This is a genomic window from Pseudomonas sp. DTU12.3 (assembly GCF_004124275.1).
GTDB lineage: Bacteria > Pseudomonadota > Gammaproteobacteria > Pseudomonadales > Pseudomonadaceae > Aquipseudomonas > Aquipseudomonas helmanticensis.
This window is the reverse complement of record NZ_CP027218.1, coordinates 778,200-805,107: the sequence shown is the minus strand read 5'-3', so window position 1 is coordinate 805,107 and position 26,908 is coordinate 778,200. Positions and strand designations below refer to the sequence as shown.

Annotated in this window: 19 protein-coding genes; 4 read left to right on the top strand and 15 right to left on the bottom strand. The window is 60.1% G+C overall.

Going from position 1 to position 26,908, the window contains the following annotated elements; all coding sequences use genetic code 11:
* Nucleotides 1–63: 63 nt before the first annotated feature.
* The gene (locus tag C2E19_RS03570; protein WP_129388183.1) at nucleotides 64–1,926 is read left to right on the top strand and encodes a bifunctional O-antigen ligase/aminoglycoside phosphotransferase family protein; all 1,863 of its coding nucleotides are present in this window, start codon (nucleotides 64–66) and stop codon (nucleotides 1,924–1,926) included.
* Nucleotides 1,926–3,143, top strand: coding sequence for an acyltransferase (locus C2E19_RS03565; protein WP_129388180.1), 1,218 nt, complete (start codon nucleotides 1,926–1,928; stop codon nucleotides 3,141–3,143). Before C2E19_RS03570 ends, C2E19_RS03565 begins: the two co-directional genes overlap by 1 nt.
* A gap of 18 nt (nucleotides 3,144–3,161) precedes the next feature.
* On the opposite strand, the gene C2E19_RS03560 is transcribed toward C2E19_RS03565, so the two are convergent.
* From C2E19_RS03560 to glnE, 15 genes are all read right to left on the bottom strand, one after another.
* Nucleotides 3,162–4,046, bottom strand: coding sequence for a glycosyltransferase (locus C2E19_RS03560; protein WP_129388177.1), 885 nt, complete (start codon nucleotides 4,044–4,046; stop codon nucleotides 3,162–3,164).
* Nucleotides 4,043–5,197 carry a glycosyltransferase family 4 protein gene (locus C2E19_RS03555; protein ID WP_129388174.1) on the bottom strand — a complete coding sequence of 385 codons (1,155 nt, stop codon included), beginning with the start codon at nucleotides 5,195–5,197 and terminating at the stop codon, nucleotides 4,043–4,045. Before C2E19_RS03555 ends, C2E19_RS03560 begins: the two co-directional genes overlap by 4 nt.
* Complete coding sequence (locus C2E19_RS03550) at nucleotides 5,194–6,630, bottom strand: PIG-L family deacetylase (RefSeq protein ID WP_129396084.1); 1,437 nt, start codon at nucleotides 6,628–6,630, stop codon at nucleotides 5,194–5,196. The genes C2E19_RS03555 and C2E19_RS03550 overlap by 4 nt, the downstream gene beginning before the upstream one ends.
* Nucleotides 6,631–6,638: 8 nt before the next feature.
* Nucleotides 6,639–7,535, bottom strand: coding sequence for an antimicrobial resistance protein Mig-14 (locus tag C2E19_RS03545; protein ID WP_129388171.1), 897 nt, complete (start codon nucleotides 7,533–7,535; stop codon nucleotides 6,639–6,641).
* Complete coding sequence (locus tag C2E19_RS03540; RefSeq protein ID WP_129388168.1) at nucleotides 7,535–8,665, bottom strand: glycosyltransferase; 1,131 nt, start codon at nucleotides 8,663–8,665, stop codon at nucleotides 7,535–7,537. Before C2E19_RS03540 ends, C2E19_RS03545 begins: the two co-directional genes overlap by 1 nt.
* Complete coding sequence (locus C2E19_RS03535; RefSeq protein ID WP_129388156.1) at nucleotides 8,649–10,406, bottom strand: carbamoyltransferase; 1,758 nt, start codon at nucleotides 10,404–10,406, stop codon at nucleotides 8,649–8,651. The genes C2E19_RS03540 and C2E19_RS03535 overlap by 17 nt, the downstream gene beginning before the upstream one ends.
* Before the next feature lie 172 nt (nucleotides 10,407–10,578).
* Nucleotides 10,579–10,911, bottom strand: a complete 333-nt coding sequence (locus tag C2E19_RS03530) for a YceK/YidQ family lipoprotein (protein WP_174823958.1) — start codon at nucleotides 10,909–10,911, stop codon at nucleotides 10,579–10,581.
* 216 nt (nucleotides 10,912–11,127) lie between these two features.
* A complete protein-coding gene (locus C2E19_RS03525) occupies nucleotides 11,128–12,579 on the bottom strand; it encodes a lipopolysaccharide kinase InaA family protein (RefSeq protein ID WP_129388150.1) in 1,452 nt (483 codons plus the stop codon).
* Nucleotides 12,579–13,331: a lipopolysaccharide kinase InaA family protein gene (locus tag C2E19_RS03520; RefSeq protein WP_129388147.1), complete on the bottom strand. Its 753-nt coding sequence runs from the start codon at nucleotides 13,329–13,331 to the stop codon at nucleotides 12,579–12,581. Before C2E19_RS03520 ends, C2E19_RS03525 begins: the two co-directional genes overlap by 1 nt.
* Complete coding sequence (locus tag C2E19_RS03515) at nucleotides 13,328–14,062, bottom strand: lipopolysaccharide kinase InaA family protein (RefSeq protein ID WP_129388144.1); 735 nt, start codon at nucleotides 14,060–14,062, stop codon at nucleotides 13,328–13,330. Before C2E19_RS03515 ends, C2E19_RS03520 begins: the two co-directional genes overlap by 4 nt.
* Entirely contained in the window at nucleotides 14,062–14,868 is an 807-nt protein-coding gene (rfaP, locus tag C2E19_RS03510; RefSeq protein ID WP_129388142.1) for a lipopolysaccharide core heptose(I) kinase RfaP, read from the bottom strand. Before rfaP ends, C2E19_RS03515 begins: the two co-directional genes overlap by 1 nt.
* Nucleotides 14,868–15,989, bottom strand: coding sequence for a glycosyltransferase family 4 protein (locus C2E19_RS03505; protein WP_129388139.1), 1,122 nt, complete (start codon nucleotides 15,987–15,989; stop codon nucleotides 14,868–14,870). The genes rfaP and C2E19_RS03505 overlap by 1 nt, the downstream gene beginning before the upstream one ends.
* Entirely contained in the window at nucleotides 15,989–17,050 is a 1,062-nt protein-coding gene (gene waaC, locus C2E19_RS03500) for a lipopolysaccharide heptosyltransferase I (RefSeq protein WP_129388136.1), read from the bottom strand. The genes C2E19_RS03505 and waaC overlap by 1 nt, the downstream gene beginning before the upstream one ends.
* Before the next feature lies 1 nt (nucleotide 17,051).
* On the bottom strand, nucleotides 17,052–18,086 hold the full coding sequence (waaF, locus tag C2E19_RS03495; protein WP_129388133.1) for a lipopolysaccharide heptosyltransferase II: 1,035 nt from the start codon (nucleotides 18,084–18,086) through the stop codon (nucleotides 17,052–17,054).
* 728 nt (nucleotides 18,087–18,814) lie between these two features.
* Nucleotides 18,815–21,754 carry a bifunctional [glutamate--ammonia ligase]-adenylyl-L-tyrosine phosphorylase/[glutamate--ammonia-ligase] adenylyltransferase gene (glnE, locus tag C2E19_RS03485; RefSeq protein ID WP_129388130.1) on the bottom strand — a complete coding sequence of 980 codons (2,940 nt, stop codon included), beginning with the start codon at nucleotides 21,752–21,754 and terminating at the stop codon, nucleotides 18,815–18,817.
* Nucleotides 21,755–22,138: 384 nt separating this feature from the next.
* Between glnE and aceE the strand changes: the two genes are divergently transcribed.
* Nucleotides 22,139–24,784, top strand: coding sequence for a pyruvate dehydrogenase (acetyl-transferring), homodimeric type (aceE, locus tag C2E19_RS03480; protein ID WP_129388127.1), 2,646 nt, complete (start codon nucleotides 22,139–22,141; stop codon nucleotides 24,782–24,784).
* A gap of 11 nt (nucleotides 24,785–24,795) precedes the next feature.
* On the top strand, nucleotides 24,796–26,751 hold the full coding sequence (gene aceF, locus C2E19_RS03475; protein WP_129388124.1) for a dihydrolipoyllysine-residue acetyltransferase: 1,956 nt from the start codon (nucleotides 24,796–24,798) through the stop codon (nucleotides 26,749–26,751).
* Nucleotides 26,752–26,908: the final 157 nt, after the last annotated feature.

Here is a 26,908-nt window from a genome sequence, read left to right as displayed (position 1 = left end):
TTTTTCAGCATCAAATAGCCATCACCCGAATGGTCGATCAACTTCAGGATTGAATCTCACAGCATGCAACTTCGCGGCTTTAACAGTACGTCCAATCGAGTCTTCGATTTCATTAGCCTGTGGATTCTTCCCGCCGGCTATTTCCTGCTCTTGTGCGCGCTGTTTTTTCTGCCGGGCCGAAGTCTGCATCACAAGCTTTTTTACGGCTTGTTCAGCATTCCGACATTGATCGCTTTGTGCCTGCGTCCGCGTGAACTCAAGGAGTTGCTACGCGAGCCGGTGTTCGTCGCGCTGCTGGTGTTTGTCGCCTGGGCCTTGCTCAGCCTCAGTTGGGGACCGCGCGACGAAGGTATCGCCGGGATGTTCAAACCGTCACTGCACACCTTGCTGCTGTTTGCCGGCACCTATCTGCTGGTGCGTTATCGCAGTGAGATCCTGCAACCTTTACTGTTCGGCGCCGCGTTGGTGGCGCTGCTCGCAACGACGTGGTTCTTGTTCAGATTCGCCCATACTTACGAACCCGGCATGCGTCTGATCGGCGGTGGCGCTTTTGACAACCCATTGCTCAGCTCGCACCTGTTCGGTTTCTTCAGCGCCTATTGGCTGAGCGTGACCATGACCTGCAAACGCCGCCAGATGATGTGGCTGAGTGTGCCGGCAATGGCAATCATGTTTATGGCAGTAATCGGCACCGGGTCCAGAACGCCGCTTGTGGCGCTGACAATGGCCGCGTTGTGGCTGTGCTTCATTTGCTGGAACCGTCGCTCGATAGGCTTGTTGATCGGCCTGGCGCTCAGCGGTGTAACGGTCGCCTTCCTGTTTGCACAAATGATCATCGAACGTGGCGATTCGTATCGACTGGAAATCTGGAAACAGGTGCTGCACATGATTGCCGACCATCCTTGGATCGGTCACGGCTACAGCGCCACGCTGTCTGTCGACCCCGGTGTCGGCATCAACTTCCAGGAGCCGCACAGTTTCGTGCTGGGCGTTCTCTATTACGTCGGCATCTTCGGCCTGTTGCCGTGGCTGTTCTTCATTTTCTGGGGCCTGCTGAGCAGTTGGCGCCAGCGCGTACAACCACTGTTGATTGTTGCCTCGACGCTGCTGATCTTTGGCATCGGCGCCGGACTGACCGAAGGTGGCGGAATCATTTCACGGCCCAAGGAGCACTGGTTCCTGTTGTGGATTCCGCTGGCACTGATCGCGGCACTGAGCATCAATCAACGTGCGCGGCGCCTGCTGACAATGCCGGTGCAAAAACTCACCGTCACCGGCCTGCAAAATCTGAGCAACGCCGCTCAGGTGATCGAAGAGGATGGTTTGGGCCCGAAAGTCTTGCGCCTGACCGATGGCAGCTTCCTCAAGCTGTTCCGCCGTCGTCGCTGGTACACCTCGGGCAACTTCAATCCGTACTCCGAACGCTTTGCCGTCAACAGTGAACAGTTGCGCCTGATGGGTATTCCAACCCCGCAAGTGCTCAACCTGTATCGCCTCAACGATGGCAGCAGCGCCGTGCACTACGCCCCCCTGCCCGGCCACACGCTGCGCCAGGTATTGCAGAGCATTACCGCACCGGCCGTTCGTCAGGCGCTGGTGGAACGCTTTGGCAAGTTCATGGCGCAACTGCATGAGAAAGGTGTCTATTTCCGCTCTCTGCATTTGGGCAACGTGTTGGTGCTGGAGGATGGCGAGTTCGGCTTGATTGATCTGGCTGACCTGCGCGTTTACCCTAGCCCGCTCAGTCTGGCCCTGCGCCAGCGAAATTTGCGCCATATGCAGCGTTACACCGTCGACAAACGCTGGCTGTTCGAAGAACACTTCGAAGCACTGCTTCAGGGCTACGCCGTCACGGCGTCGCAATCTGCGGTGGATAATCTGCACAGGCAAGTGCTGGCCGGCAACACTCCGGCCCGAGTTCACTGATGATCGAGACTAACCCCCTGATTGCGTTGGCCGCCTATGCGCTGGCCATCGTATCCGCCGCGCTATTGCTGCGCGTCGTGCCGAAAATCGCCCGCCATCTGCAGCATTCCGGTGAAAGCCGCTATGCCAGCATTGATGGCTTGCGTGGCTATCTGGCGTTTGGTGTTTTCGTGCACCACGCGGTCATTACCTGGATTTTTCTGCGCACTGGAGAGTTCGGATTTCCGCCCAGCAACTTTTACTCGATGATCGGTCAGGGCAGCGTTGCGCTGTTTTTCATGATCACCGGATTTCTGTTCTGGAACCGTCTGCTGACCCAAGGGCGTCAGCACGATTGGTTGGCGTTTGGCATTTCGCGGGTGTTTCGACTTTATCCGCTGTACCTGCCGCTGATGCTGATTGTCTTTGTCACCGTGTTCCATTTGCAGAACTGGGAGCTGAAGGAGCCTGGCAGCGCCCTGTTCAAACAGATTATGGCGTGGCTGACTTTTGACCGCCCCGACATCAACCAATATCCGCAAACCGGCATGCTGATCTCCAACGTCACCTGGACGCTGGCCTATGAAGTATTCTTCTATCTGGCGCTGCCGCTGGCCGGGATGGTCTTCATCTACCGCGGCAACTGGATACAAGTGGTGCTGTGCCTGATCGGCATCTATGTGCTGTATCAAGTGGTCGGTTGGGAGCATTCGCTGAAGAAGCACTTCATCGCCAGTTTTCTCGGCGGCATCGCGGCGGCGTACTGGATTCGCCGACCGGCGTTGGTGGCGTGGAGTCGTACACCTCTGGCGGCGATCATTGCGTTACTGGCGCTGGTGATTGCGTTCACCGCGTTCAACCGTGCCTTCAAGACCGGGCCGCTGTTCCTGCTGTCACTGTTTTTCGTGATCGTGGCGTCGGGCAACAGCCTGTTCGGTGCGCTCAAGCCACGCAGCATCCGCTGGCTCGGCGAGATCAGCTACAGCACCTATCTGCTGCACGGTTTCGTGTTGTGGCTGATGGTGCAGCGTCTGCCGCTGCTGCTGAATCTCGACGCGCGGGACGCGGATGTCTATCTGCCGCTGATCGCGATCTGCACGTGCCTGCTGATTCTGATCAGCAGCCTGAGCTTTCTGTACATCGAGTTGCCGGGCATGGCCGCCGGCAAGAAGATGCTGCAGTGGATTCGCTCGCGCCAGAAAGGCGATAAGCAGCTCCCGGAGAAAGTCGCCCGCTAAGCGCGGGCGACCGCAGTTTCAGCTCTTTTCCTGCGGCGAAAACAGTAACCGCCCAAGACCGCGCCAGGTCTTCTTGTTCCAAGCCTTGAACGGGATCTGCTTCAGCAGCTCCCACGCCAACTTGCGATTGCGGTTGGCGGTCTTGAGGAACATCGAGTTGAGCGCCTTGTAACGCACTTCGTCGTACAGCGGGTGATCGCTGAACAATGCGTAGATACGCAGGATGCTTTCGATCATGAAACGGTGGTTCTTGTACGAGTTGGTGGCGTGCTTGCGGTAGCGCGCCATGACCATGTTCAAGCCGTCGATGAAATAACCGGCACGCGTCACCTTCAACTCGATATACAGATCCTCAAGACGAATCGTCGGATCGAACCCGCCAACCTTGTCCAGCGCCTCGCGGCGGATCATCAGAGTCGGTGCTGGTGGATACGGTTTGCGCTCCAGAAACATGTCATCGAAATCCAGACGACGGAACGGCACGTCGCGACGCTGACGTTTTTCCGGATAGAGATTGCCGTCAGCGTCCATCAATTCGATGTTGCCGGCGCAAATCCCCACTTCCGGTTTGCCGTCCATGTACGCCACCTGAACCGCGATGCGCTCCGGGTACATGATGTCGTCGGAACCGAACGGCACAATCAGACTGCCCTTGGCGCGCGCGATGGCGCCGTTGAGCGTATTGGTCAGGCCCTGATTCTGCTGCACCCGAAAATCGAAACCGTACTGTGCCTGCAAGGCGTTGATGCGCTCGACGCTGTCGTCGTTCGAGCCGTCATCGATCACCAGCAGTTCGATGTTCTTGTAGGTCTGGTTGATGACACTGAGGATGCTTTCCTCAATGTATGGCCCGTGGTTGTATGAGGCGATGATCACGGTGACGAGGGCGTTCGCTTCGCTCATGGCTGCTCCTTGCGAGCCTGTGCCAGGCCTGAGTCGATCAGGTCGAGGTACTCCTGACGGAACACCTCGATGTCATGTTGGTCCTGCAGATAGCGGTAGGACTGTTCGCCCTTGGCCTTGAGTTCGTCATCGGTCAGCGCAAGGTACTGATCCAGCGCCGCGACAATACTCGGCACATCCTTGGGCGTAATCGCCAGACCGCCGGCGCCTTCGATCAGCGGCACCATCGCCGGCACGTTCGAGGCGATCACCGGCAAATGTCCGCTCATGCCTTCCAGCAACGCCAGACCGAGACCTTCGGCCAGCGACGGCATCGTCCAGATATCAAACGCGCGCACGTATTGCAGCGCGTTTTCCTTGAAACCCAGCAGATGTGCGCGACCGCTCAAACTCAGTTTTTCGATCTCGGCAGCCAGCGGCGCTTGCAGGCGCCCGGCACCGATGATCGCCAACTGCGTGTTCGGGTATTTGTCCTTGAGCGCGGCAAATGCCTGCAACAGATAGGTGTGACCCTTGACCGAAACCAGTCGCCCCAGCGCGCCGATCAGGCGCACATTCGGATCGATACCGAGTAGCTCACGTGCCTTTTCGCGGCTGTGTTGCAAGCCTTCGGCCTGTTCGATGTCGATGGCGTTGGTGATGGCGTAAGTATTCTGGTCGGTGAAACCGCAATCGCAGTCCAGCAGGTACTGTTTGACCGCAGGCGAGACACCGACGAAGCGCCAGTGCCGATCAATCAGGCGTTGAGTCTGGCGGCGGCGGTAGAAGCGGTCGTACTCGCCGAAACCGTGGGAGATGCCAATGCACAGCGGCACCTTCAACCAGCGGTTCAGGGTAAGCATCATGTTCACCGGTTTGAAGCGGTTGCAGATGACTACGTCGAACTTTTCCCGTCGGCAGAACTTGTACAGTTCCCACATCGCCCGCAGGCGCATGCCTTTGAGGGACTTGTCGGAAAACTCGAAATACACCGAACGATCGGCGCGGCTGACCGGCTCACCAGGCGCGGGTTTGCCGCGCAGGAACGCCGCCGTGATCTCATAGCGATCCGAAGGCAATGCCTTGACGATCTGCTCGGCAAGGTCGGCGAAATCATGGGCTTTGACGTTGTAATCGGGCTGCAGCTGCAGAACCTTTGACCGTTGACTCATAAATCTCCCCGATTCACGCCTGATTCACCCGGTTTCAGCAGCCAGAGTAATTCCTGGCGTCGGACCGCTTTTCGAAAGAACTCGTTCTCGCCGTACACCGACGGCGCACGCCCGGCCAGCACGCGTTGAATCAAGCGACGCAAACGGCGCTTGAACGGTGCTGGCGGCTGCAAGTCATGCATCATGCCCAGCGCCATGGCCTTGTCGCGTTGCTGCGCAAGGGTCAGCGGCAAACACAACGGCTGCATCGGTACGGCGGCGTCGAAGGCCGGTGGCAGCGCGATGCCCTCACCGGCGTTGCCCATGGGCCAGCGATCATTGTCATGCAGATGGTTGGCGTAACCGAGCAGCGTCGGCTGCCAGTCGAGACTGCCCAGCACTTGCAACACAGCTTGCTGGCTACAGATATGGTCGGGATGCGGATCCAGCGTCGGGTGCGGCAGCACGATCACGTCAGGACGTGCACGCAGCAACACTTCGCGCAGGTCGGCCAGCAAATTGTTCCAGGTCGGTGCGCCATCGACGTCGCCCGGCAAGGTGAACGGATTCAACTGACGGAACAGACGGGTATCGTCCAGATCCGCTTCGCGTGAACCAATCGCTTGATTCGGTGCAGCCTGCATCGCTGCCAGTTGCAGACAGAAATAGCCCAGCTGCACGCAGTTTTCCGTCGGCACGCCGGCCCAGCGCGGCACGGCGAGGCTGTCCCAGGCGCGCAATCGGCCCTTGAGCCGCGCCGCTTCGACCTTGTTCAGGCCCATCTGCTGATAGTGTTCGGCTTCGATTTCGCCGGCGGTCAGGGTGACAATCCAGGCTTCGTCTGCCTGGCTGTACAACCCGAAGGCTGCCAGTTCGGCGTCGTCGGCGTGCGGTGCGATCACCAAGACCCGCTGACGGCGATAATCGGTTTGCTCCAGCGCCCACAACACCGGTTCGCCAGAGACGCGGCAAAAACGCCCGCGCAAACGCAGCGAGCCTTGCGACAAGGCCTGTGCCTGACCGCTGAGGTTCAGATAGCGCAGGCCGTTAACCCCACGCTCAAAAGCTTGTGCGTCCGGATTCGGGCCGCCCGTCAGCTCGACACGAGGATCGAAGAAGCGTCCCAGCCAGGTGCTTTTGACTCGCAACGCCAGAATCAGCGTGGCGTCATCCATCACCATCACGCCTTCATCCAGGCGCAGTTGCTCACCGTTGAGGTGCACTTTTGGCTGTGGCGTAAACGGCGGGAAGCTGTACTGGTAATCGTCTTTCGGCGAATAGAACAAATGATCGGCGAACCACGCTTCATGGGCGATCCAGCCGATCACTGCCAGTACCAGCGGCAACCACCAGGCCACCAGCACGCCGATCACGATCAACACGATCAGCGCAATCAGCAGGCCGACACGTTTGTTGCGCCGATGGCGCTTGAGCAGTTGCTGTTTGCGGCTCATGGGCTGGCTCATACGGTGAACACCGGCACAGGATTGCACCAGCGATCCTTGTATTCACGGTCGGCGCGACCGAAGGAAAAGCGCAACGGTTTGTCCAGCGCTCGCGCGTGTTCCCAGGCGCTTTGCGTGTTGAGGAAGCTCAATACGCTGCCGGGGCTGAATTCGCGGGTTTCAGGGTCGACGCCGCCATTGATGTATTCGACGCTGATCCACTCCGACGCCTCGACGCGGTACACCAGTTGAATCGCGATCGGAGCATCGTTGAGGAAGATCACCGAGCCGATCAACAGCTCGCGCAACAGTTCGACGACTTCTGCCATGCGTGCCGCGCCTGTGGCCGGGAAACCCCAACGGCGCTGAAACAGATCGCAGTAGATGGCGGCCAGTTCGGCGCTGGAGAACTCGCTGACTGCACGCACCACGCCGCCCGCCTCTTCGAGCAGACGCAATTCGCGGCGCTGGTTGTAGCGAAACTTCTTCGACAGTTCTTCCGGGGTACGGGCCATGGCCAGTTGTTCGGTCTGCAACTTCATGCCGCTGAAACGGCTTTCGTTGAGGGCAGACAAATAGCGTGCGCGATGGCGCAGCGGCGCCTGAGCATCGGCAGCGGCCGGCAGGATCAACTCGGCGTTGCCGAGATCGAACAGGCCTTTTTTGCCGTTGCGCTTGAGCACATCCTTGGACAGCGCCAGATCGCGGCCCCAGGTCGGGATTGCCGCTTTGATCTCGCCCTGTCGCTCCCAGGCCAGATAGCGCACAGGGATGCCGGCGAGATAAGCCAGACGCTCGACCACCAACGGGTGAGTCGCGACGCTGCCGCCAAAACGCTGCCAGGCGGTTGCATAGGTCGAGGCGTCGACAGGCGACCAGCCACGTTCACGCCAGCCTTGAAATCGGTTGAGCATCAGCCCCTCGGTGCCAGATCGGTAACTTGCGGCAGATGCCAGAAGGTGTCGCGCACCGCGCGGTCGGAGAAACGCTCACGCAGGCGATCAAGCATCATTTCGGCGCACTGCAGGCGCTGCTGATCATCCATTCCGGCCAGATGTTGCAGGCCTTGCGCAAGGTGTTGGGCATCGCCCAGCGGGAACAGAATACCCACGCCTTCGACCACTTCTTTGGCCCCACCGCACGCCGTGGCAAGCAGTGGCACGCCGGCGGCCATGGCCTCCAGCAGAACCATGCCAAACGGCTCATGATCGGAACTCAGTGCAAAGACATCAAAGGCGCGGAAGTAATTGCGCGCGTCCGGCACCTGACCGAGGAACAGCACGCGATCGCCGATACCCAGCTCGCGCGCCAGCTCTTTGAGATCCTGTTCGAGACGGCCCTTGCCCAGAATTACCAGTTGACTGTTACCCGGCAAACCCGGCAACGCCGCCGCAAAACCGTGCAGCAAGGTTGCCTGATCCTTGTCCGGATGCAGCCGACCGACGTTGCCGACAATCCATGCATCCGCCGCCAGACCGAGGGTCTCGCGGGCTTCACGGGCCGACACCTGGCTGAACTGCAAAGCCTGCACATCGATCCGGTTATACAGCGTCTGAATCCGCTCTTGCGGCCACTTCGGCAGGCAACGACGCATGTCGTCGCGCACCGCATCGGACACGCCAAGCAGGCTCAGGCGCTTGCGGAAAATGTGCGCGAACAGCTTGCGCGTACCGCGTTTGTAATCCTCAAACGCGTGGTGCACGCCAATCACCGGCAGCGAAGTGCCGAGCAAGGCGATGTAGATCGGCTTGAAGCGATGGGCGATGCAGAAACTGAAATTGCGTGAAGCGGCGATCTTGCGCAGATCGCCGATTGCGCCCAGCTTCAGGCCACGAATGGCCTTGGAGCTGTATTCCATGAACAACACTTCATCGGAGGCACACGCCGCAGCCACCTCGCTATCAGCGGCCCCGGTCAGAAAGACCGTGGTCACCCGATAACCGGTGCCCGCGAACAGGCTGGCGTACTGCCGTGCGCAGTCGAGGAACGGCCCGTCATAGCCGTGACAGAACTGCAGCACATGGCGTTCAGCCGAGCGAGTCATAAGCGTTTGCGCCCTCTTTGACCACCAGAATGTCTTCCATGATCAGGTACTGCAGATCGGAGCCGAAGAACATGTTCAGCGCGTCAGTCGGCGAGCAGATCATCGGTTCGCCACGACGGTTGAGCGAGGTGTTCAGCGACACGCCGTTGCCGGTGAGGACTTCGAGCGCTTTCATCATGTCGTAGTAGCGCGGGTTGTATTCGCGCTTGAGCACCTGGGCACGGGAAGTGCCGTCTTCATGGACGACTTCCGGTACGCGGGTTTTCCACTCGTCCGACACTTCGAAGGTGAAGGTCATGAACGGCGCCGGGTGATCGATCTTGATCATCTGTGGCGCAACGGTGTCGAGCATCGACGGGCAGAAAGGCCTCCAGCGCTCGCGGAACTTGATCTGGTGGTTGATGCGGTCAGCCACACCGGCAATGCTCGGGCAACCGATGATCGAACGACCACCCAATGCGCGCGGACCGAACTCCATGCGGCCCTGGAACCAGGCCACCGGGTTGCCATCGACCATGATCTTGGCGATCTGCTCCGGCATGTTGTCGAGCTTGCGCCAGGTTGGCTTGTTCTCGTGACGGGCGCACGCGGCGATCACGTCTTCGTTGCTGTACGACGGGCCGAGGTAGACGTGTTCCATCTTCTCGACCGGCACGCCACGGGCGTGCGACACGTAAGCGGCAGCGCCAACAGCGGTGCCGGCATCGCCGGACGCCGGCTGTACGAACAGCTCTTTGACGTCATCGCGGGCGATGATTTTCTGGTTCAGCTTGACGTTCAACGCACAGCCGCCAGCGAACGCGAGCTTGCCGGTTTCCTTGAGGATGTCGCCCAGGTAGTGGTCGATCATCTGCAGCGAGATCTTCTCGAACAGCGCTTGCATGCTCGCGGCGTAGTGGATGTACGGTTCGTCAGCGATGTCGCCTTCGCGTTTCGGCCCCAGCCATTCGATCAGCTTCGGCGAGAAGTAGAAGCCCTTGCCCTTCTCTTTGTAGCGACGCAGGCCGATCACGTTGGCGTAGTCGGTGTTGATCACCAGTTCGCCGTTCTCGAACGAGGCCAGACGCGAGAAGTCATATTTGCTGGCGTCGCCGTACGGCGCCATGCCCATGACCTTGAACTCGCCGTCGAGCATCTCGAAACCGAGGAACTCGGTGATCGCGCCGTACAGGCCGCCGAGGGAGTCCGGATCGAAGAATTCCTTGATCTTGTGGATCTTGCCGTTTTCGCCATAACCGAAGAAGGTCGTGGCGTACTCACCCTTGCCGTCGATGCCGAGGATCGCGGTTTTCTCTTTGAAACCCGAGCAGTGGTAGGCGCTGGAGGCGTGAGCCAAGTGGTGCTCGACCGGTTCGATCTTGATCTTTTTCGGATCGAAACCCAGTTGCTCAAGGCACCAGACGATCTTGTTGCGATAGCGCTTGTAGCGACGGTTGCCCATCAGGATCGCATCGAGGGCGCGATCCGGGGCGTACCAGTAACGCTTGGCGTAGTGCCAGCGAGCCTCGCCGAACAGGCTGATCGGCGCGAACGGAATCGCTACCACGTCGACGTCGGACGGCTTGATGCCAGCCTGCTCCAGGCAGAACTTCGCCGATTCGTAGGGCATGCGGTTCTTTGCATGTTTATCGCGTACGAAGCGCTCTTCTTCAGCCGCCGCCACCAGCTTGCCGTCAATGTACAAGGCTGCTGAGGGATCATGGCTAAGGGCGCCGGACAGGCCAAGAATCGTCAATGCCACAGGGGTCTAGCCTCTTTAGTCTGCATGCAGGCGCGATGCGCCTTGAAAATTGATGTGCCCTCGCACCGGGCGAGAGACAGCTAAAGGGCGGGATTATAGCGTAAACATGGTGGGAATGACCCTGTGCGAATTGCCCCAGGGTGAACGGCTCGGTGAAAAGCCGCTCGTAACCTCAGTAACCACCTGAACGCCAGTAAATATTCAGATTGCCATCTTCGATCTGCCGATAAAGCGTGTACGGCAGCGAGACAGTGTCGAAAACCCCGGACAGCGGCAGGTCCAGCAACACGAAAGGCACCAGGAAGCCCGACGGGTCGGGAGGCGCGTTCAATACGCAGAAGTCATAGGCCAGCCCGCTGTAGATGCGCGGAATGGATTGGCAGTAGGTTTTTTGCTTGCGCATGTCGCGGGCAACGTCGGCGTCGTCCTGCAGCACGGTCAGGGCACTGCCGCAACCCGATAAAACCCATGAAAAAACAGCCAGTGTTGCAGCCTTGTTGATCATCAAGCGTTGCCCTCCGAAGTCGTCAGGCAAACTAGCATCGGGGCTGGACGCGGCACAGTTCATGGCTTCTGTAGAAGCTGTAGGAGAAGTCAGTGGGGTTTGTGCACCGTTTCCCCCGTGGGAATTACAGTGCTTGAGCGGATCTCATCGCCAGCAGGCTGGCTCCTACAGGGGAACGTATTTCCAATGTGGGAGCCAGCCTGCTGGCGAATGGATTCAGGCAGCGCCGGAGATGTCTTTGGGCAACCGCTGATCAATCACCTGATACAACGCGCTGCTCTCTGGCCAGTTACGCATGAACCGCGCACGATCGCGGACGTAGGCCGGGGCGAAGCTACCGAGGGAGCCGTGCTGACACATCGAGTCCAGATCGATCAGCGCCCAGCGATCGTCCTGCCAGAACAGGTTATGACCCTTGAAGTCGCCATGACTGATGCGCTCGGCGATCAACCTTGCGAACAACTGATCCAGCGCCTGCAATTCGGATTCCGGCGCTTCGCCGCTTTCAACATACGGCGCAAAACGCTCGATGATGTCTGGCCCCGGCAGGAATTCGGTGACCAGATAGGCACGACTGCGCAGCCACAGAAAACGCTTCTCCAGTACCGCCAGCGGTTTCGGCGTGGCGATGCCGAGGAACGCCAGACGATTGCCTTCACGCCACGAATGCCACGCGCGGCTTGGGCGCCAGAAGCGCTTGAGCCAATGGGCAAAATTCTTGATGTTGTAGCGTTTGATCACCAGCGTGCGCCCGGCCACATCGACCTTGCCAACACTCGCCGCGCCACCGGTCTTGTACAAATGGCCTTGATCGAGCAGTGCATCGGCCTGCTCCAGCACGGGCAGCATTGCCGCTGCTTCCTCGCGACGAATAGCGCGCAACGCGAAAGCACCGCGCTGCACGGCAAACAACGTGCACTCACGCCCGACTTTGATCAGGTAATCGCGCAGACGCCAGGCACGCACCTTGGCGATCTGCTTCTGCAACTGTTCCAGCGGCAACGCGTGTTCGCCGTTGCTCAGCAGGTAATACACCAGCAATTCTTCGGTGAACGGCTCCAGCGCCTTGGGCAACTGGGCGAAAAACACCCCGAGATTTTCCAGAACTTTCTGCCGCGACAACGGCTGGCCAGCGGTTTCTGCGCCGATGCCCGCGCCGTCGATCACATGCAACTGACCATCGTGGCGCAGCAGATTGTCCAGATGCAGGTCTTCCTGCCACAGGCCTTTACTGTGCAACTGAGCAATCGCGCCCAGTGCCTCGGCCAGTACCGCCGATTGTTCATCCGCCAGCATCGGCAGCGACTCGACCTGATTCCAGGCATCACCGAGACTCTCGGCGTCTTCGAGGAATTCGAACAGCAGCCAGCCGCCCTCGCCGTCCTGCAAGCCATCAGCCAGCAGCAACGGTGTGGTCAGGCCTTGTGCAGCGAGCAGCTTTACGCCATTGAGTTCACGCTGAAAATGCCGCGCCGCTTTGCTGCCGACCAGCAATTTCGCCAGTACCGGCCGCCCGCGCCACACGCCGGCACCGACATAACGCTGCCCCGGCAACACCCGCAGCAGACTCAGCAACTGCAAATCGGCAGGCCCGGCGGCATCGGCGAGGGAAATCGTCAGCGGCAGACTTGGCGTGCGCCCGGCGTTTTTCAGGTCGGACAACTGCATCAGCGAGTCTCCTTGCGACTGCGCCGCGCGGTCAGGCGCGTAACCCAAGCGTCGACCAGTGAACTGTCGGTCGCCTGATCGACATAGGCCGCGAGCAGCTCACGCAGTTGCGCCTCGCTCCATTGCGGCGCGCGGCGCACCAGTGGTTCCAGATCCTTGACCCGATCGCGCATGCCCCACAGCAATGGCCGGGTTTTCTCCAAGTCGATCAACTGCGCCCGATACTCAGCGCCATCGGTCTGCAAGAAAATATGTTTGGGGTAAAAGCAGCCGTGCACCTGACGCAGACCGTGCAGCAGCCGCGCCAGTTGTCCGCAGGCCTTGAGAATCGCCGATTGCTGCGTGGCAGTCAGTTCCGACCAGCGCTGCAACAACGAATCGAGATCGTCCCAGCCATCGAGGGCACGGGTCAGCAGGATCGCGCGGACTTCGCCGTCGACCTTGCGCTGCCCGAAGAATGCCGCTTGCAACGCCGGAATCCCCAACGTGTTGTAGCGACTGATGTTACGAAATTCACGGGCAAAACTTGGCTCGCCGAACGGCGCATGCAACGTGCGGGTCAGGTAGTTGCTCTGGCGCTTGAGGTAGTAGGCATGCCCTTCCAGCTCAAGGCGAAACACGCTACTCCAGCCGCCACCGTCGGTGTTCGGTTCATCCACCGCTTCGAGCTGTTTGGCCCACAGGGCGTCGAAGGTGCCGAGGTCGTTGCGCTCAAACAGCGCACGGTCTTCAGCGGCCAGGAAATCAGTCATTCGCGTCCCTCGAAAAATCTCACCACGTGGCGAATGCGCTTCTTGTCAGCGGTATTCAGGCGATCACGCCCACGGTATTGCAGATAGAAGCGCAGGCGCTGGGTGTTCGACAGGTGATATTTGGCAACCTTGTCGAGGCAGGCCAGGTCCTTGGTGATGCGGTACTTGAGCCAGAAACCGCGCCAGAAATCGCCGTTCGGGCAGTCGATCAGAAACAGTCGCGCCTGATCGTCGATCAGCAGGTTGCGCCACTTCAGATCGTTATGAGTGAAGCGATGGTCGTGCATGGTCCGCGTGTAAGCGGCCAGTTGCCGACTGACGCCGTCGACCCAGGCACGATCCTTGAGTTTCGGATCGTTGCGCTCGGCCAGCGCCGAGAGGTCTTCGGTGCGCGGCAGTTCGCGGGTGATCATCGCTCCACGGTCGTACGCCGCACCGCGTCGTTCCAGGCCCCAGGCCACCACTTCAGCGGTGGGAATGCCCCACTTGGCGAAGCGTTTGAGGTTCTGCCATTCCATCTTCACCCGCGGCTTGCCGAGGTAACGGCGCAAGCCCTTACCGGCGCCGACGTAGCGTTTGACGTAATAGTTGACGCCGTTGCGCTCGACGCGGATGACTTCCGACAGCGGATCGCGGGTCAGCCGCTCGCCTTGCAGGGCGAACACCGCTTCGAGGCTGCCAAAATCTTCGGCGAGTTCACTGTATTGCGGCTCCAGAATCCAACCCGCCATCAGAGCGCATCCCCGTAACGCTGTTTACGCGCATAGAGTTTGTTGGCCTTGCCTTCCAGCCAGCTCAGCAACGGCGCTTCTTCGGCAAGAATCTGCCGCAGCGGTTGCTGGAAATAGCCCTTGAGGAAGCGCAGCTTGTCGCGACGGGTCAGGCCGATGTCCAGCGCGGAAAAGTACAGCGCGGCCAAATCCTTGTTGCGCCAGCGCTGCGTGATTTTCACGCGGGTCTGCGCACGGTGCAGGTCGATCACCGAGAGCTTGAAGTCTTGCGGCGTCACCGGTTTGTCGGTGTGCAGCAGGAAGTGGCAGATGTAGCAGTCGCGGTGATTGACCCCGGCGCGGTGCATCATCCCGGTCATGCGCGCGACTTCAGCGATCAGCGCGCGCTTGAGCGTTGGCTCCGGCGGCTGCTTGACCCAGTCAATGCTGAAGTCTTCAAGGCTGACGGTCGGCGCCAGCTCTTCGGTGACGATGAACGAGTGCTGATCCGCCGGGTTGCTGCCCTTCTCGCCGTAGGCGACGGCGGTCATGGTCGGCACGCCGACTTCCTGCAGACGCTGGATGGCTTGCCACTCCTGACCCGCGCCGAGTACCGGCAGCTTCGCGGTCAGCAGGTTCTTGAAAATCTCGCCCCAGCCAATGCCACGGTGGATCTTCACGAAAAATCCGTTGCCGTCGACTTCCGTGCGCAGTGTCCGGCGTGCTTCCAGCTCGCGGTATACCTCGCCCTGCAAGCCTTCGACTTCGGCGAACGGGTCGCGTCCGGCCCAAAGGCTCTTGAACGGTTCAGCCAGCATCAACTTCATTAAGCGTGCTCCGCCAGAATCACATCGGCCGCGTGCTGCGGCATGCTGTAGAGGTCGGCCGTCTCGGCGAAGGCCAGACCATTGCGGCTCCAGGCCGCGCGTGCAGCGTCGTCTTTCAACATGTCAGTCAGGTATTGCGTCAGCTGCGCCTGATCGAACGGCTCGTCCAGCACTCGCCCGGCGTCGGCCTCGGCGATGTAGTGGGCGTAACCGCAGACCGCGCTGACCAGCACCGGCAAACCGGCGACCAGCGCTTCAAGCAACACGGTACCGGTGTTTTCGTTGTACGCCGGGTGAATCAACAGGTCGGCGCCGAGCAGGAAACGCGGGATATCGCTGCGCCCTTTCAGGAACGTCACGTTATCGCCCAAACCCAAGGTCGCACTCTGCATCTGGAATAATTTGGGGTCATCCTGGCCGATTACAAACAGCCGGGTGCGTTTCTTCAGCTCGGCGGGCAATGCCGCCAATGCTTTGAGGCTGCGATCAACGCCCTTGGTCTTGAAGCCGGAACCGATCTGCACCAGCAGCAATTCGTCGTCCTTCAGATTGAATTCGGCGCGGAAACCGGCGCGGATTTCGTCAGCATCTGCCGGACGTCGGCGATCCTGCGCGATGCCCGGTGGCAGCAAATGGAAACGCTCAAGCGGCGTGTCGTAATGCTTGATGAACAGCGGCTGCTGCACTTCGGAAATCATCAGCACTTCGGTCTTCGCGTCTTTGGCGAACACCGCGCGCTCGTACTCGGCGAAGTGGCGATAGCGGCCCCAGCGGCGGTACAGCGAATTGCGCAGGTTCTGCGCCTTGTCTTCGAAGCAGCCGTCGGCGGCGTAATAAACGTCCAGCCCCGGCATCTTGTTGAAGCCGATCAGACGATCGACCGGGCGCTTGGCCAGATCCGCTGCCATCCACGCACTGAGTTTTTCGTTGCGACGATGATTGAAGAACGCCTTGACCGGCGCCACCAGCACTTCGAAACCGGGTGGCACCTCGCCTTCCCAGATCAGCGTGTAGACGCGGATCTGATGACCGCGCTGCTGGCATTCGAGGGCGATGCGCATGAAATCGCGCTGCAAGCCGCCGAACGGGAAATATTTGTACAGGACGAATGCCAATTGCATCAGCGCAGCTCCTCAGCCATTAACAACGTGCTCAGTCGGCTGGCGACACGCTCGGGGTTCAGACGCGTGAAGCACAGCGGCTGTTCACGCTTCAGGTCAAACTGACGGGCATCCTGCGCGGTCGGTTGATAGGTACATTTCTTTTGCAGGCACGGCGCGCACGGGAAGTCGCTGGCCAAGTGTATCTGCAGCTTGCCGTAGGCGCCGGTCAGGCCCGGGTTGGTCGGACCGAACAGAGAGATGGTCGGCACGTCCAGCGCCGCGGCCAAGTGGCCGAGACCGGTGTCCACCGCGACGCAGGCTTGCGCGCCGGCGAGGACTTTGCCGACGCCGGCCAGATTGAGTTTCGGCAGCACTTCGGCGTGTTTGAAACCGGCGGCGATGCGCTCGGCGCGGGCCTTCTCCTGCGGATTGCCCCACGGCAGTTTGATGCCGACGCCGAGGTAACCGACACGCTCGGTCAGTTCGCGCCAGTAGGCTTCCGGCCAGTGTTTGGTGTCCCAGGTGGTGCCGTGCAGGAACACTACGAAGGCGTTTTTGCGTGGCAGTTCGACCAGACGCTCGACGTTGAGGCCGTAGTCGCCCAGGCCTTTTGGCAGGTCGTAACCGAGGGCGATGGCGAACAGTTGGCGCACGCGTTCGACGGCGTGTTGCCCACGGGCCACTGCCAGTTTGCGGTCGTAGAAACGCGCGGCCACCGGCTCGCGGGCCGAACCTTTGTCGAGTCCGGCCACCGGCGCTTTGACGTAACGGGTCAGCCAGGCACTTTTCAGCAGGCCTTGGGCGTCGATCACCAAGTCGTATTTGTTCGTGCGCACGCTTTGCTTGAAGCGTTTCCACTCACCGCTGGTGATGGTTTTCCAAAGGTTTTTGCGCCAGCGGCGGATCGCCACCGGAATCACTTTGCCAACGGCCGGATGCCAGGTCGGAATCTCGGCGAAGCCTTCTTCCACCACCCAGTCGAATTTGATTCCGGGAATGGCCCGGGCGGCGTCGGTCAGCGCCGGCAACGCATGAATCACGTCGCCCAGCGATGAAGTTTTGATCAACAGTACCCGCAACTTAATGAACCTCGACCACAGAGCCCTGCAATTTCTGCAAGGCATCGTTGACCGCGTCCGGCATCAGCTGGCGCAGGCAGTTGTAATGGCCGAAACGGCAGGTACGGTCGAAACACGGGCTGCATTCCAGGCCCAGACGCACCACTTCGACATGCTCGGCCAGCGGCGGAGTGAAGCCCGGCGAAGTCGAGCCGTAGACGGCGACCAATGGACGGTTCAGCGCAGCGGCGACGTGCATCAGGCCGGAGTCGTTGGAGACCACCGAGTCGGCGCAGGACATCAGGTCGATGGCTTCAGCCAGCGAGGTGCCGCCGCTGAGGTTGACCGATTCTTCGCGCAGGCCAGGGATCAGCCGAGCGCGGATGTCTTCGCCGACCGCGTGATCGTTTTTCGAGCCGAACAGCCACACCTGCCAGCCTTCGCGAATACGCGCTTCGGCGACTTTGGCGTAGTGCTCGGACGGCCAGCGCTTGGACTCGCCGAACTCGGCGCCGGGGCACAGGGCCAATACCGGACGATCGAGGCTCAAACCGAACTTGGCCAACGCGGCTTCGCGGGTGACCGGGTCGATTTGCAGGCTTGGGCGTGGATAAGGTTTCGGCAGCTCGGCGTTCGCTTCATAGGCCAAAGCCATGAAACGCTCGATCATCAGCGGATAGCGCTCTTTGTCGAGGGTGCGCACATCGTTGAGCAGGCCGTAGCGGAATTCGCCGCGCCAGCCAGTGCGTTTCGGGATGCCTGCAAAAAACGGCACCAGCGCCGACTTCAGCGAGTTCGGCAGCAGGATCGCCTGATCGTACTGGCCGCGCAGGGATTTGCCGATGCGCCGACGCGTCGCCAATTCCAGCGCGCCGTGGCCGAGCGGAAAGCTCAAGGCCTTGCGCACTTCGGGCATGCGCTCAAGGATCGGCCGGCTCCACTCGGGGGCCAGCACGTCGATTTCGCATTGCGGGTGGCGCTGTTTGAGACACTGAAACAGTGTCTGCGCCATCACCATGTCACCGACCCAACTGGGCCCAACGATCAGAATATTCATATGGTTTCCAAAAACGAACCGGGGAGGCATTTACGCCTCCCCGCCTCGAGAACTCTACAAACACTGTAGATCTACTGTGGGAGCGAGCCTGCTCGCGATGGGGTCTTCACATTCAACATTATCGTCGTCTGATACTCCGTCTTCGCGAGCAGGCTCACTCCCACAGGGTTTTGCATCTGTTCCAACATCTGCGATTCACCGCAGATCACTGTGGGAGCGAGCCTGCTCGCGAAGGCGCCGGCACATCCGAAATTAATGTTGCCTGACACGCCGTCTTCGCGAGCAAGCCCGCTCCCACAGGGTTTTGCATCTGTTCCAACATCTGCGATTCACCGCAGATCACTGTGGGAGCGAGCCTGCTCGCGAAGGCGCCGGCACATCCGAAATTAATGTTGCCTGACACGCCGTCTTCGCGAGCAAGCCCGCTCCCACAGGGTTTTGCATCTGTTCCAACATCTGCGATTCACCGCAGATCACTGTGGGAGCGAGCCTGCTCGCGAAGGCGCCGGCACATCCGAAATTAATGTTGCCTGACACGCCGTCTTCGCGAGCAAGCCCGCTCCCACAGGGTTTTGCATCTGTTCCAACATCTGCGATTCACCGCAGATCACTGTGGGAGCGAGCCTGCTCGCGAAGGGGCCAGCACATTCAACATTATCGTCGTCTGACACTCTGCCTTCGCGAGCAAGCTCGCTCCCACAGGGTATTGGGTGCTGCATAAACTGGCTTCAGCTTAGCCCCATCTCCTTCCAGATTCGCAAAACCTGTCGGCGTTCCTCAGCAAACTGGTCTCCCGCAATGACGCCGGCGTCCTTCTGCAAGGCCTGCCGGTGAGCGGCGGAGCGGTAGGCTTTATAGGCCTCGCGCAACAGGCTGGCATCTTCGGCAGGCATCAGCCCTTCGTGTTCCAGCTCTTCCGTGATGCGGATGTTATCGGTCCAGCGCAGCAATGGCGGGTGGCTGTGCGACCACGCCAGAGCCGCGTATTGCACCATAAATTCAATATCGACGATACCTCCGGCGTCCTGCTTGAGGTCGAACGGCGCCGTGGCGTCGAAGGCATTCGCCGCTGTGCCGGCCGCTGTGCTCTTGGTGCCGAGGTTGTCGCGCATCTTCGCGCGCATCTCGCTGACTTCCTGTTGCAACTTGGCCAGATCCCGCGCCTTGCCCAACACCTGCGCGCGAACCTTCTCGAACGCCTGCCCCACATCCTGACTGCCGACCAGCACCCGCGCGCGCACCAAGGCCTGATGCTCCCACGTCCACGCTTCATTTTCCTGATAGCGGGCAAAAGCCCCCAGCGAACTCACCAACAACCCCGAAGCACCGGATGGCCGCAAACGCATGTCCACTTCATAGAGCTGACCCGAGTTGGTCTGCGCCGTCAGCAAGTGAATGATCCGCTGCCCCAGCCGGGTAAAAAATTGCGCGCCATCAATCGGCTTGGCGCCATCGGTTTCCGCCTGCGGATCGCCGTCGTGGATAAACACCAGATCCAGATCCGAACCATGCCCGAGTTCCAGCCCGCCGACTTTCCCGTAACCGACAATGATGAAGCCGGGATCGCACAAGGTGCCATCAGTGCGCAGCGGTGTGCCGTGTTTGGCCACGGTCTGGCGCCAGGCCAGGGCCAGCACTTGTTCAAGAATCGCTTCCGCCAGCCACGTCAGGTAATCGCTGACTTTCATCAGCGGCAGGCTGCCGGCGATTTCCGAAGCGGCGACACGCAAGCGGTGAGCCAGTTTGAAATGACGCAGGGCTTCCATTTGTTGTTCGAGGTCGTCTTCCGGGATTCGCGTCAGGCGCTCACGCAATTCAGCCGCCAGTTCCGGCGCCAAGGGTGGCTTGAACAGACGACCTTCGTTGAGCAGCTCATCAAGCAGCAGCGGGAAACGGGTGATCTGTTCAGCGATCCATGGGCTCGCTGCGCACAGCGTCAGCAAGCGTCGCAGGGCGCTGGGGTTTTCCGTCAGCAAGACCAGATAAGCCGAACGCCGTGCAACCGCTTCAATCAACGGCAGTACGCGTTCAAGCACCAGATCCGGGTTGGCATGTTCAACGGCTTGCGCCAACAGACGCGGAATGAACGCATCGAGACGCTCGCGTCCCAATCGCTGCATCGCCCGCAATTGCGGACTGCCACGCAAACCGGCCAATGCTTTCAGGGCCTTGCTTGCATCGGCAAAACCACCCTCTTCGAGCTGGCGACACGCAGCCTCTTCATCTTGGGTTTCTTCCCACAACGGCAGCCATTCACCGCCGACCACCACTTCACTTTCGGCGCCTTCTTCTTCGTCGGGATCAGCGATCACCTGCGCAAAGTGCCAGGCGACGCGGCCGCGCCAGAACATCAGTTTTTCGTGGAAAGCCTCCCAATCGGCAAAACCGAGCATAAAGGCAATGCGCGCCTGATCCTGCGCGCCGTCCGGCAGCATTTGCGTTTGACGGTCGGCAATCGCCTGGATCGCATGCTCGGTGTAACGCAGAAACTCGTAACCTTCGCGCAACTCGCTGATCACCGCCGGCGGCAAATAACCCTGCCCTTCCAGCGTGCTCAACACCTTTAATAGAGGACGTTGCTGCAAGCTCAAGTCGCGGCCACCGTGGATCAACTGAAAAGCCTGAGCGATAAACTCGACCTCACGAATCCCGCCGGAGCCCAGCTTGATATTGTCGGCCATGCCCTTGCGCCGCACTTCCTGCTGGATCAGCTGCTTCATGGTGCGCAGCGCTTCGATCGCCGAGAAGTCCAGATAACGCCGATAAACAAACGGCCGCAGCATGTCGAGCAACTGCGCGCCCGCGACCTGATCGCCGGCCACCACCCGCGCCTTGATCATCGCGTAGCGTTCCCAGTCGCGGCCCTGATCCTGGTAATACTGCTCCAGCGCGTTGAAGCTCAACACCAGCGCACCGGACGAACCGTACGGGCGCAGGCGCATGTCGACGCGGAACACAAAGCCGTCGACCGTCATCGGATCCAGCGCCTTGATCAGACGCTGACCGAGGCGAATAAAGAATTCCTGATTATCCAGCGAGCGCTTCACGCCCACCGTTTCGCCGCCCTCGGGGTAAGCGAAGATCAGGTCGATGTCCGAAGACAGGTTCAACTCGACAGCGCCGAGCTTGCCCATACCGAGGATGACCATTTGCTGCGGCTCACCGCTGCGGCGGCCGGTCGGCGTACCGAATTGCTCGCAATGGCGGCTGTACAACCATTGATAAGCTTGGTCGATGGTGGCGTCGGCCATGTCCGAGAGGTCGCGGCAGGTCTGCACCAGATCGGCCTGACGGTTGAGATCACGCCAAATGATCCGCACTTGATGGCGCGCACGTTGACGACGCAGGGCGCGACCGAGTTCGTCTTCGGTCTGTGCCGCGTTCACCGCAGCGGAAATCTGCGCACACAATTCACCCGGTGCGAACGGTCGGTCGAGTTCGCCGGACTGCACCAGCGCAAGCAACATCAAAGGGTCACGAACGCTCTGTTCAATGACAAACTCGCTGGCGGCGGTGACGCGGGCGAACTGCGCCCAGCGCTCTGGCGTCCAGCTCGCGAAGCCGTGATCGTCTTCAAGCTCGGCGACGGCCGTACGGAACGACTGCTCGGATCGAGTGACCAACGGCAGGAGAATGGCAGGCAGTTCGGCAAGCACGGGCAGGGTCATGGTCTATCCTTGATCGGCGTGTAAATGGCCGCTTGTAGTGAATGGTGAAAACCCGCTACGTGAAGGACTGTCGAACAAAAGTTAGAAATAGCCGAAATTTCGTCTTCTTTAGCACCCAGCATCAAAGTTTCACCTTTTACGGATGGTAATTGACCAACCTTAACGATTATTCTCACAACGCAGTCGGAGGCCACAAGCCTTTCATCTGTAGTTTTACTACTCGTCTATACATCCGAAAGGCTGAAATGCCGGAAGATTTGTAGTAAAACTACACGCCGCCGGAACAACCTGTCGGCAATCCAAGAATTTTAAATCGTCTGCCCACAAGGCCAGTCGCAAACTCAGGCAACCGATTCTGGAAGCCTTTCCGCCCTGGAGCAAGCCATGCAAGACCTCGATCCCGTCGAAACCCAGGAATGGCTGGACGCCCTGGAATCGGTTCTCGACAAAGAAGGCGAAGACCGTGCTCACTATCTGATGACCCGTATGGGTGAACTCGCGACCCGCAGCGGTTCGCAGCTCCCTTACGCCATCACCACGCCTTACCGCAACACCATCCCGGTAACCCACGAAGCACGCATGCCTGGCGACCTGTTCATGGAACGCCGCATTCGCTCGCTGGTACGCTGGAACGCGATGGCCATGGTAATGCGTACGAACCTGAAAGATTCTGACCTCGGTGGTCACATCTCCAGCTTCGCTTCCAGTGCGACCCTGTATGACATCGGCTTCAACTACTTCTTCCAGGCCCCGACCGACGAACACGGCGGCGACCTGATCTACTTCCAGGGCCACACCTCGCCAGGCGTTTACGCCCGTGCGTTCATGGAAGGCCGCATCACCGAAGACCAGATGAACAACTTCCGCCAGGAAGTCGACGGTCAGGGCCTGTCGTCCTACCCGCACCCTTGGCTGATGCCTGACTTCTGGCAGTTCCCGACCGTATCGATGGGTCTGGGTCCGATTCAAGCGATCTACCAGGCACGCTTCATGAAGTACCTGGAACACCGCGGTTTCATCCAGCCGGGCAAACAGAAAGTCTGGTGCTTCCTGGGCGACGGCGAGTGCGACGAGCCGGAATCCCTGGGCGCAATCTCCCTGGCCGGCCGCGAGAAGCTCGACAACCTGATCTTCGTCATCAACTGCAACCTGCAGCGCCTCGACGGCCCGGTTCGCGGCAACGGCAAGATCATCCAGGAACTCGAAGGCGTGTTCCGCGGTGCTCAGTGGAACGTGACCAAAGTCATCTGGGGCCGTTTCTGGGACCCACTGTTGGCCAAAGACGTCGACGGCATCCTGCAACGTCGCATGGACGAAGTCATCGACGGCGAGTACCAGAACTACAAAGCCAAAGACGGCGCGTTCGTTCGCGAGCACTTCTTCAACTCGCCAGAACTCAAGGCGATGGTTGCTGATCTGTCCGACGACGAGATCTGGAAACTCAACCGTGGCGGCCACGACCCGTACAAGGTCTATGCGGCGTACCACGAAGCGGTCAACCACAAAGAACAACCAACCGTCATCCTCGCCAAGACCATCAAAGGTTATGGCACCGGTGCCGGCGAAGCGAAAAACACTGCGCACAACACCAAGAAAGTCGATGTCGACAGCCTGAAGTTGTTCCGCGATCGCTTCGACATCCCGGTCAAGGACGAAGAGCTGGAGAACCTGCCGTTCTTCAAGCCAGAGCCAAACAGCGCCGAAGCCCGCTACCTCAGCGAGCGTCGCACTGCACTGGGCGGTTTCGTGCCTCAGCGCCGCGCACAAAGCTTCAGCGTGCCGACTCCGGACCTGGACACCCTCAAGGCAATCCTTGATGGCTCCGGAGACCGTGAAATTTCCACCACCATGGCTTTCGTGCGAATCCTCGCGCAACTGGTCAAGGACAAGGAAATCGGCCCGCGCATCGTTCCGATCATCCCGGACGAAGCCCGTACCTTCGGTATGGAAGGCATGTTCCGTCAGCTCGGCATCTACTCCTCCGTCGGCCAGCTCTACGAGCCAGTCGATAAAGACCAGGTGATGTTCTACAAGGAAGACCAGAAAGGTCAGATCCTTGAAGAAGGCATCAACGAAGCGGGCGCCATGAGTTCCTTCATCGCTGCCGGTACTTCGTACTCCAGCCACAACCAGCCGATGCTGCCGTTCTACATCTTCTACTCGATGTTCGGCTTCCAGCGTATTGGCGACCTGGCCTGGGCTGCCGGCGACAGCCGTACCCGTGGCTTCCTGATCGGCGGCACCGCCGGCCGTACCACCCTGAACGGTGAAGGTCTGCAACACGAAGACGGTCATAGCCACCTGCTGGCCGCGACCATCCCGAACTGCCGCACCTACGATCCAACCTACGGCTACGAGCTGGCGGTGATCATTCAGGACGGCATGAAGAAGATGACCGAAGAGCAACAGGACATCTTCTACTACATCACCGTGATGAACGAGTCGTACCAGCAGCCAGCCATGCCGGCCGGTGCCGAAGAAGGCATCAAGAAAGGCATGTACCTGCTCGAAGAAGACACCCGCGATGCGGCGCACCACGTACAGCTGATGGGCTCCGGCACCATCCTGCGTGAAGTCCGTGAAGCGGCGAAGATTCTGCGTGAAGAGTTCAACGTTGGCGCTGACGTGTGGAGCGTTACCAGCTTCAACGAACTGCGTCGCGACGGCCTCGCTGTAGAGCGCAGCAACCGTCTGAAGCCGGGCCAGAAGCCTAAGCTGAGCTATGTCGAAGAGTGCCTGAACGGCCGTAAAGGTCCGGTCATCGCCTCCACCGACTACATGAAACTGTTCGCCGAGCAGATCCGTCAGTGGGTACCGTCCAAGGAATTCAAAGTCCTCGGCACCGACGGTTTTGGCCGCAGCGACAGCCGCAAAAAACTGCGTCATTTCTTCGAAGTTGACCGTCATTTCGTGGTGTTGGCAGCCCTGGAAGCACTGGCTGACCGTGGTGATATCGAACCTAAGGTTGTGGCTGAAGCCATCACCAAGTTCGGCATCGACCCGGAAAAACGCAACCCACTGGACTGCTGAGGAGACATTTTGTGAGCGAACTCATTCGCGTACCTGACATCGGCAGCGGTGAAGGTGAAGTAATTGAACTGTTTGTGAAGGTCGGCGACCGTATCGAAGCCGACCAGAGCATCCTGACCCTGGAATCGGACAAGGCCAGCATGGAAGTGCCGGCCCCGAAAGCCGGCGTCATCAAGAGCCTGAAAGTGAAGCTGGGCGACCGTCTGAAAGAAGGCGACGAACTGCTTGAGCTGGAAGTCGAGGGCGCCGCTGAAGCGGCCCCTGCTCCTGCTGCTGCACCGGCTAAAAAGGCTGAAGAAAAACCGGCCGCCGCTCCTGCTGCTGCCGCGCCAGCCGCTGCCCCTGCTGCCGCTTCGGTTCAGCAAGTGCACGTGCCGGACATCGGTTCGTCGGGCAAGGCGCAGATCATCGAGATTCAGGTCAAGGTCGGCGACACCGTCGAAGCTGATCAATCGCTGATCACCCTGGAATCCGACAAGGCGAGCATGGAAATCCCGTCGCCTGCCGCTGGCGTGGTCAAGGCCATCAGCGTCAAGCTCAACGATGAAGTCGGCACTGGCGACCTGATTCTGGATCTGGAAGTGGCGGGTGCTGCGGCCCCTGCTGCAGCCGCTCCGGCCCAGGCTGCTGCACCGGCCGCTGCTGCTGCGCCTGCTCCGGCAGCCGCGCCAGCGGCACCGGTTGCCGACAGCGTTCAGGACATCCACGTTCCGGACATCGGTTCGGCTGGCAAAGCCAAGATCATCGAAGTGTTGGTCAAGGCTGGCGACACCGTTGAAGCCGACCAGTCGCTGATCACGCTGGAATCCGACAAGGCGAGCATGGAAATTCCATCGCCTGCCGCTGGCGTGGTGGAAAGCGTTTCCATCAAGCTGGATGACGAAGTCGGTACCGGCGATCTGATTCTCAAGCTGAAAGTCAAAGGCGCGGCGCCTGCTGCTGCCCCGGCTCCAGCTGCCGCCGCTGCTCCAAGTGCTCCTGCCGCTGCTGCTCCGGCTGCCGCTGCGCCTGCACCTGCTGCCGCTCCAGCCGCCCCGGCCAAGCCAGGCGCGAAAGTTCACGCCGGCCCTGCCGTGCGTCAACTGGCTCGCGAGTTCGGCGTCGAGCTGAATGCTGTCGGCGCCAGTGGCCCGCACGGTCGTATCCTGAAAGAAGACGTGCAGGTTTACGTCAAAGCGATGATGCAGAAGGCCAAGGAAGCACCGGCCGCTGCTGGCGCAACCGGTGGCGCGGGCATCCCGCCGATTCCGGTCGTCGACTTCAGCCGTTTCGGCGAAATCGAAGAAGTGCCGATGACTCGCCTGATGCAGATCGGCGCGTCGAGCCTGCACCGCAGCTGGCTGAACATCCCGCACGTGACTCAGTTCGATTCGGCTGATATCACCGAGCTGGAAGCCTTCCGCGTCGCGCAGAAAGCCGTTGCAGAGAAGGCCGGCGTCAAGCTGACCATCCTGCCGCTGCTGCTCAAGTCGTGCGCGCACATGCTCAAGGAGCTGCCGGACTTCAACAGTTCGCTGGCACCAAGCGGCAAAGCGATCATCCGCAAGAAGTACATCAACATCGGCTTCGCCGTCGACACCCCGGATGGCCTGCTGGTACCGGTCATCAAGAACGTCGACCAGAAGAGCCTGTTGCAACTGGCAGCCGAAGCCGCTGCGCTGGCCGCCAAAGCCCGCGACAAGAAGCTGACTGCTGACGACATGCAAGGCGCCTGCTTCACCATTTCCAGCCTCGGCCACATTGGCGGCACCGGCTTCACGCCGATCGTCAACGCGCCGGAAGTGGCGATACTCGGTGTTTCCAAGGCAACCATCCAGCCAGTCTGGGACGGCAAAGCCTTCCAGCCGAAACTGATGCTGCCGCTGTCGTTGTCCTACGATCACCGTGTGATCAACGGCGCCGCTGCCGCACGCTTCACCCAGCGTCTGGGCAGCCTGCTGGCGGACATTCGCACCATCCTGCTGTAATCCCAGGCGGCCCTCCGGCAACGGAGGGCCGCTTGTGCTTCACGTTTTCGAGCGCCACACGCTCGTACCTCAACCCCGTCAGTTTGGCGGGGCTTTTTTTTGCCTGAAATTTATAAACCGGTACTTTTCCCACAAAACCCGCTGACATCGGCTACGA

Coding starts and splice junctions, on each gene's coding strand:
- C2E19_RS03565 (WP_129388180.1), top strand. CDS start 1,926: ATGATCGAGACTAACCCCCTGATTGCGTTGGCCGCCTATGCGCTGGCC.
- C2E19_RS03505 (WP_129388139.1), bottom strand. CDS start 15,989: ATGCAATTGGCATTCGTCCTGTACAAATATTTCCCGTTCGGCGGCTTG.
- rfaP (WP_129388142.1), bottom strand. CDS start 14,868: ATGAAGTTGATGCTGGCTGAACCGTTCAAGAGCCTTTGGGCCGGACGC.
- C2E19_RS03560 (WP_129388177.1), bottom strand. CDS start 4,046: ATGAGCGAAGCGAACGCCCTCGTCACCGTGATCATCGCCTCATACAAC.
- C2E19_RS03540 (WP_129388168.1), bottom strand. CDS start 8,665: ATGACTCGCTCGGCTGAACGCCATGTGCTGCAGTTCTGTCACGGCTAT.
- C2E19_RS03525 (WP_129388150.1), bottom strand. CDS start 12,579: ATGCAGTTGTCCGACCTGAAAAACGCCGGGCGCACGCCAAGTCTGCCG.
- glnE (WP_129388130.1), bottom strand. CDS start 21,754: ATGACCCTGCCCGTGCTTGCCGAACTGCCTGCCATTCTCCTGCCGTTG.
- C2E19_RS03520 (WP_129388147.1), bottom strand. CDS start 13,331: ATGACTGATTTCCTGGCCGCTGAAGACCGTGCGCTGTTTGAGCGCAAC.
- C2E19_RS03555 (WP_129388174.1), bottom strand. CDS start 5,197: ATGAGTCAACGGTCAAAGGTTCTGCAGCTGCAGCCCGATTACAACGTC.
- C2E19_RS03530 (WP_174823958.1), bottom strand. CDS start 10,911: ATGATCAACAAGGCTGCAACACTGGCTGTTTTTTCATGGGTTTTATCG.
- aceE (WP_129388127.1), top strand. CDS start 22,139: ATGCAAGACCTCGATCCCGTCGAAACCCAGGAATGGCTGGACGCCCTG.
- C2E19_RS03570 (WP_129388183.1), top strand. CDS start 64: ATGCAACTTCGCGGCTTTAACAGTACGTCCAATCGAGTCTTCGATTTC.
- C2E19_RS03550 (WP_129396084.1), bottom strand. CDS start 6,630: ATGAGCCGCAAACAGCAACTGCTCAAGCGCCATCGGCGCAACAAACGT.
- C2E19_RS03545 (WP_129388171.1), bottom strand. CDS start 7,535: ATGCTCAACCGATTTCAAGGCTGGCGTGAACGTGGCTGGTCGCCTGTC.
- C2E19_RS03515 (WP_129388144.1), bottom strand. CDS start 14,062: ATGGCGGGTTGGATTCTGGAGCCGCAATACAGTGAACTCGCCGAAGAT.
- waaF (WP_129388133.1), bottom strand. CDS start 18,086: ATGAATATTCTGATCGTTGGGCCCAGTTGGGTCGGTGACATGGTGATG.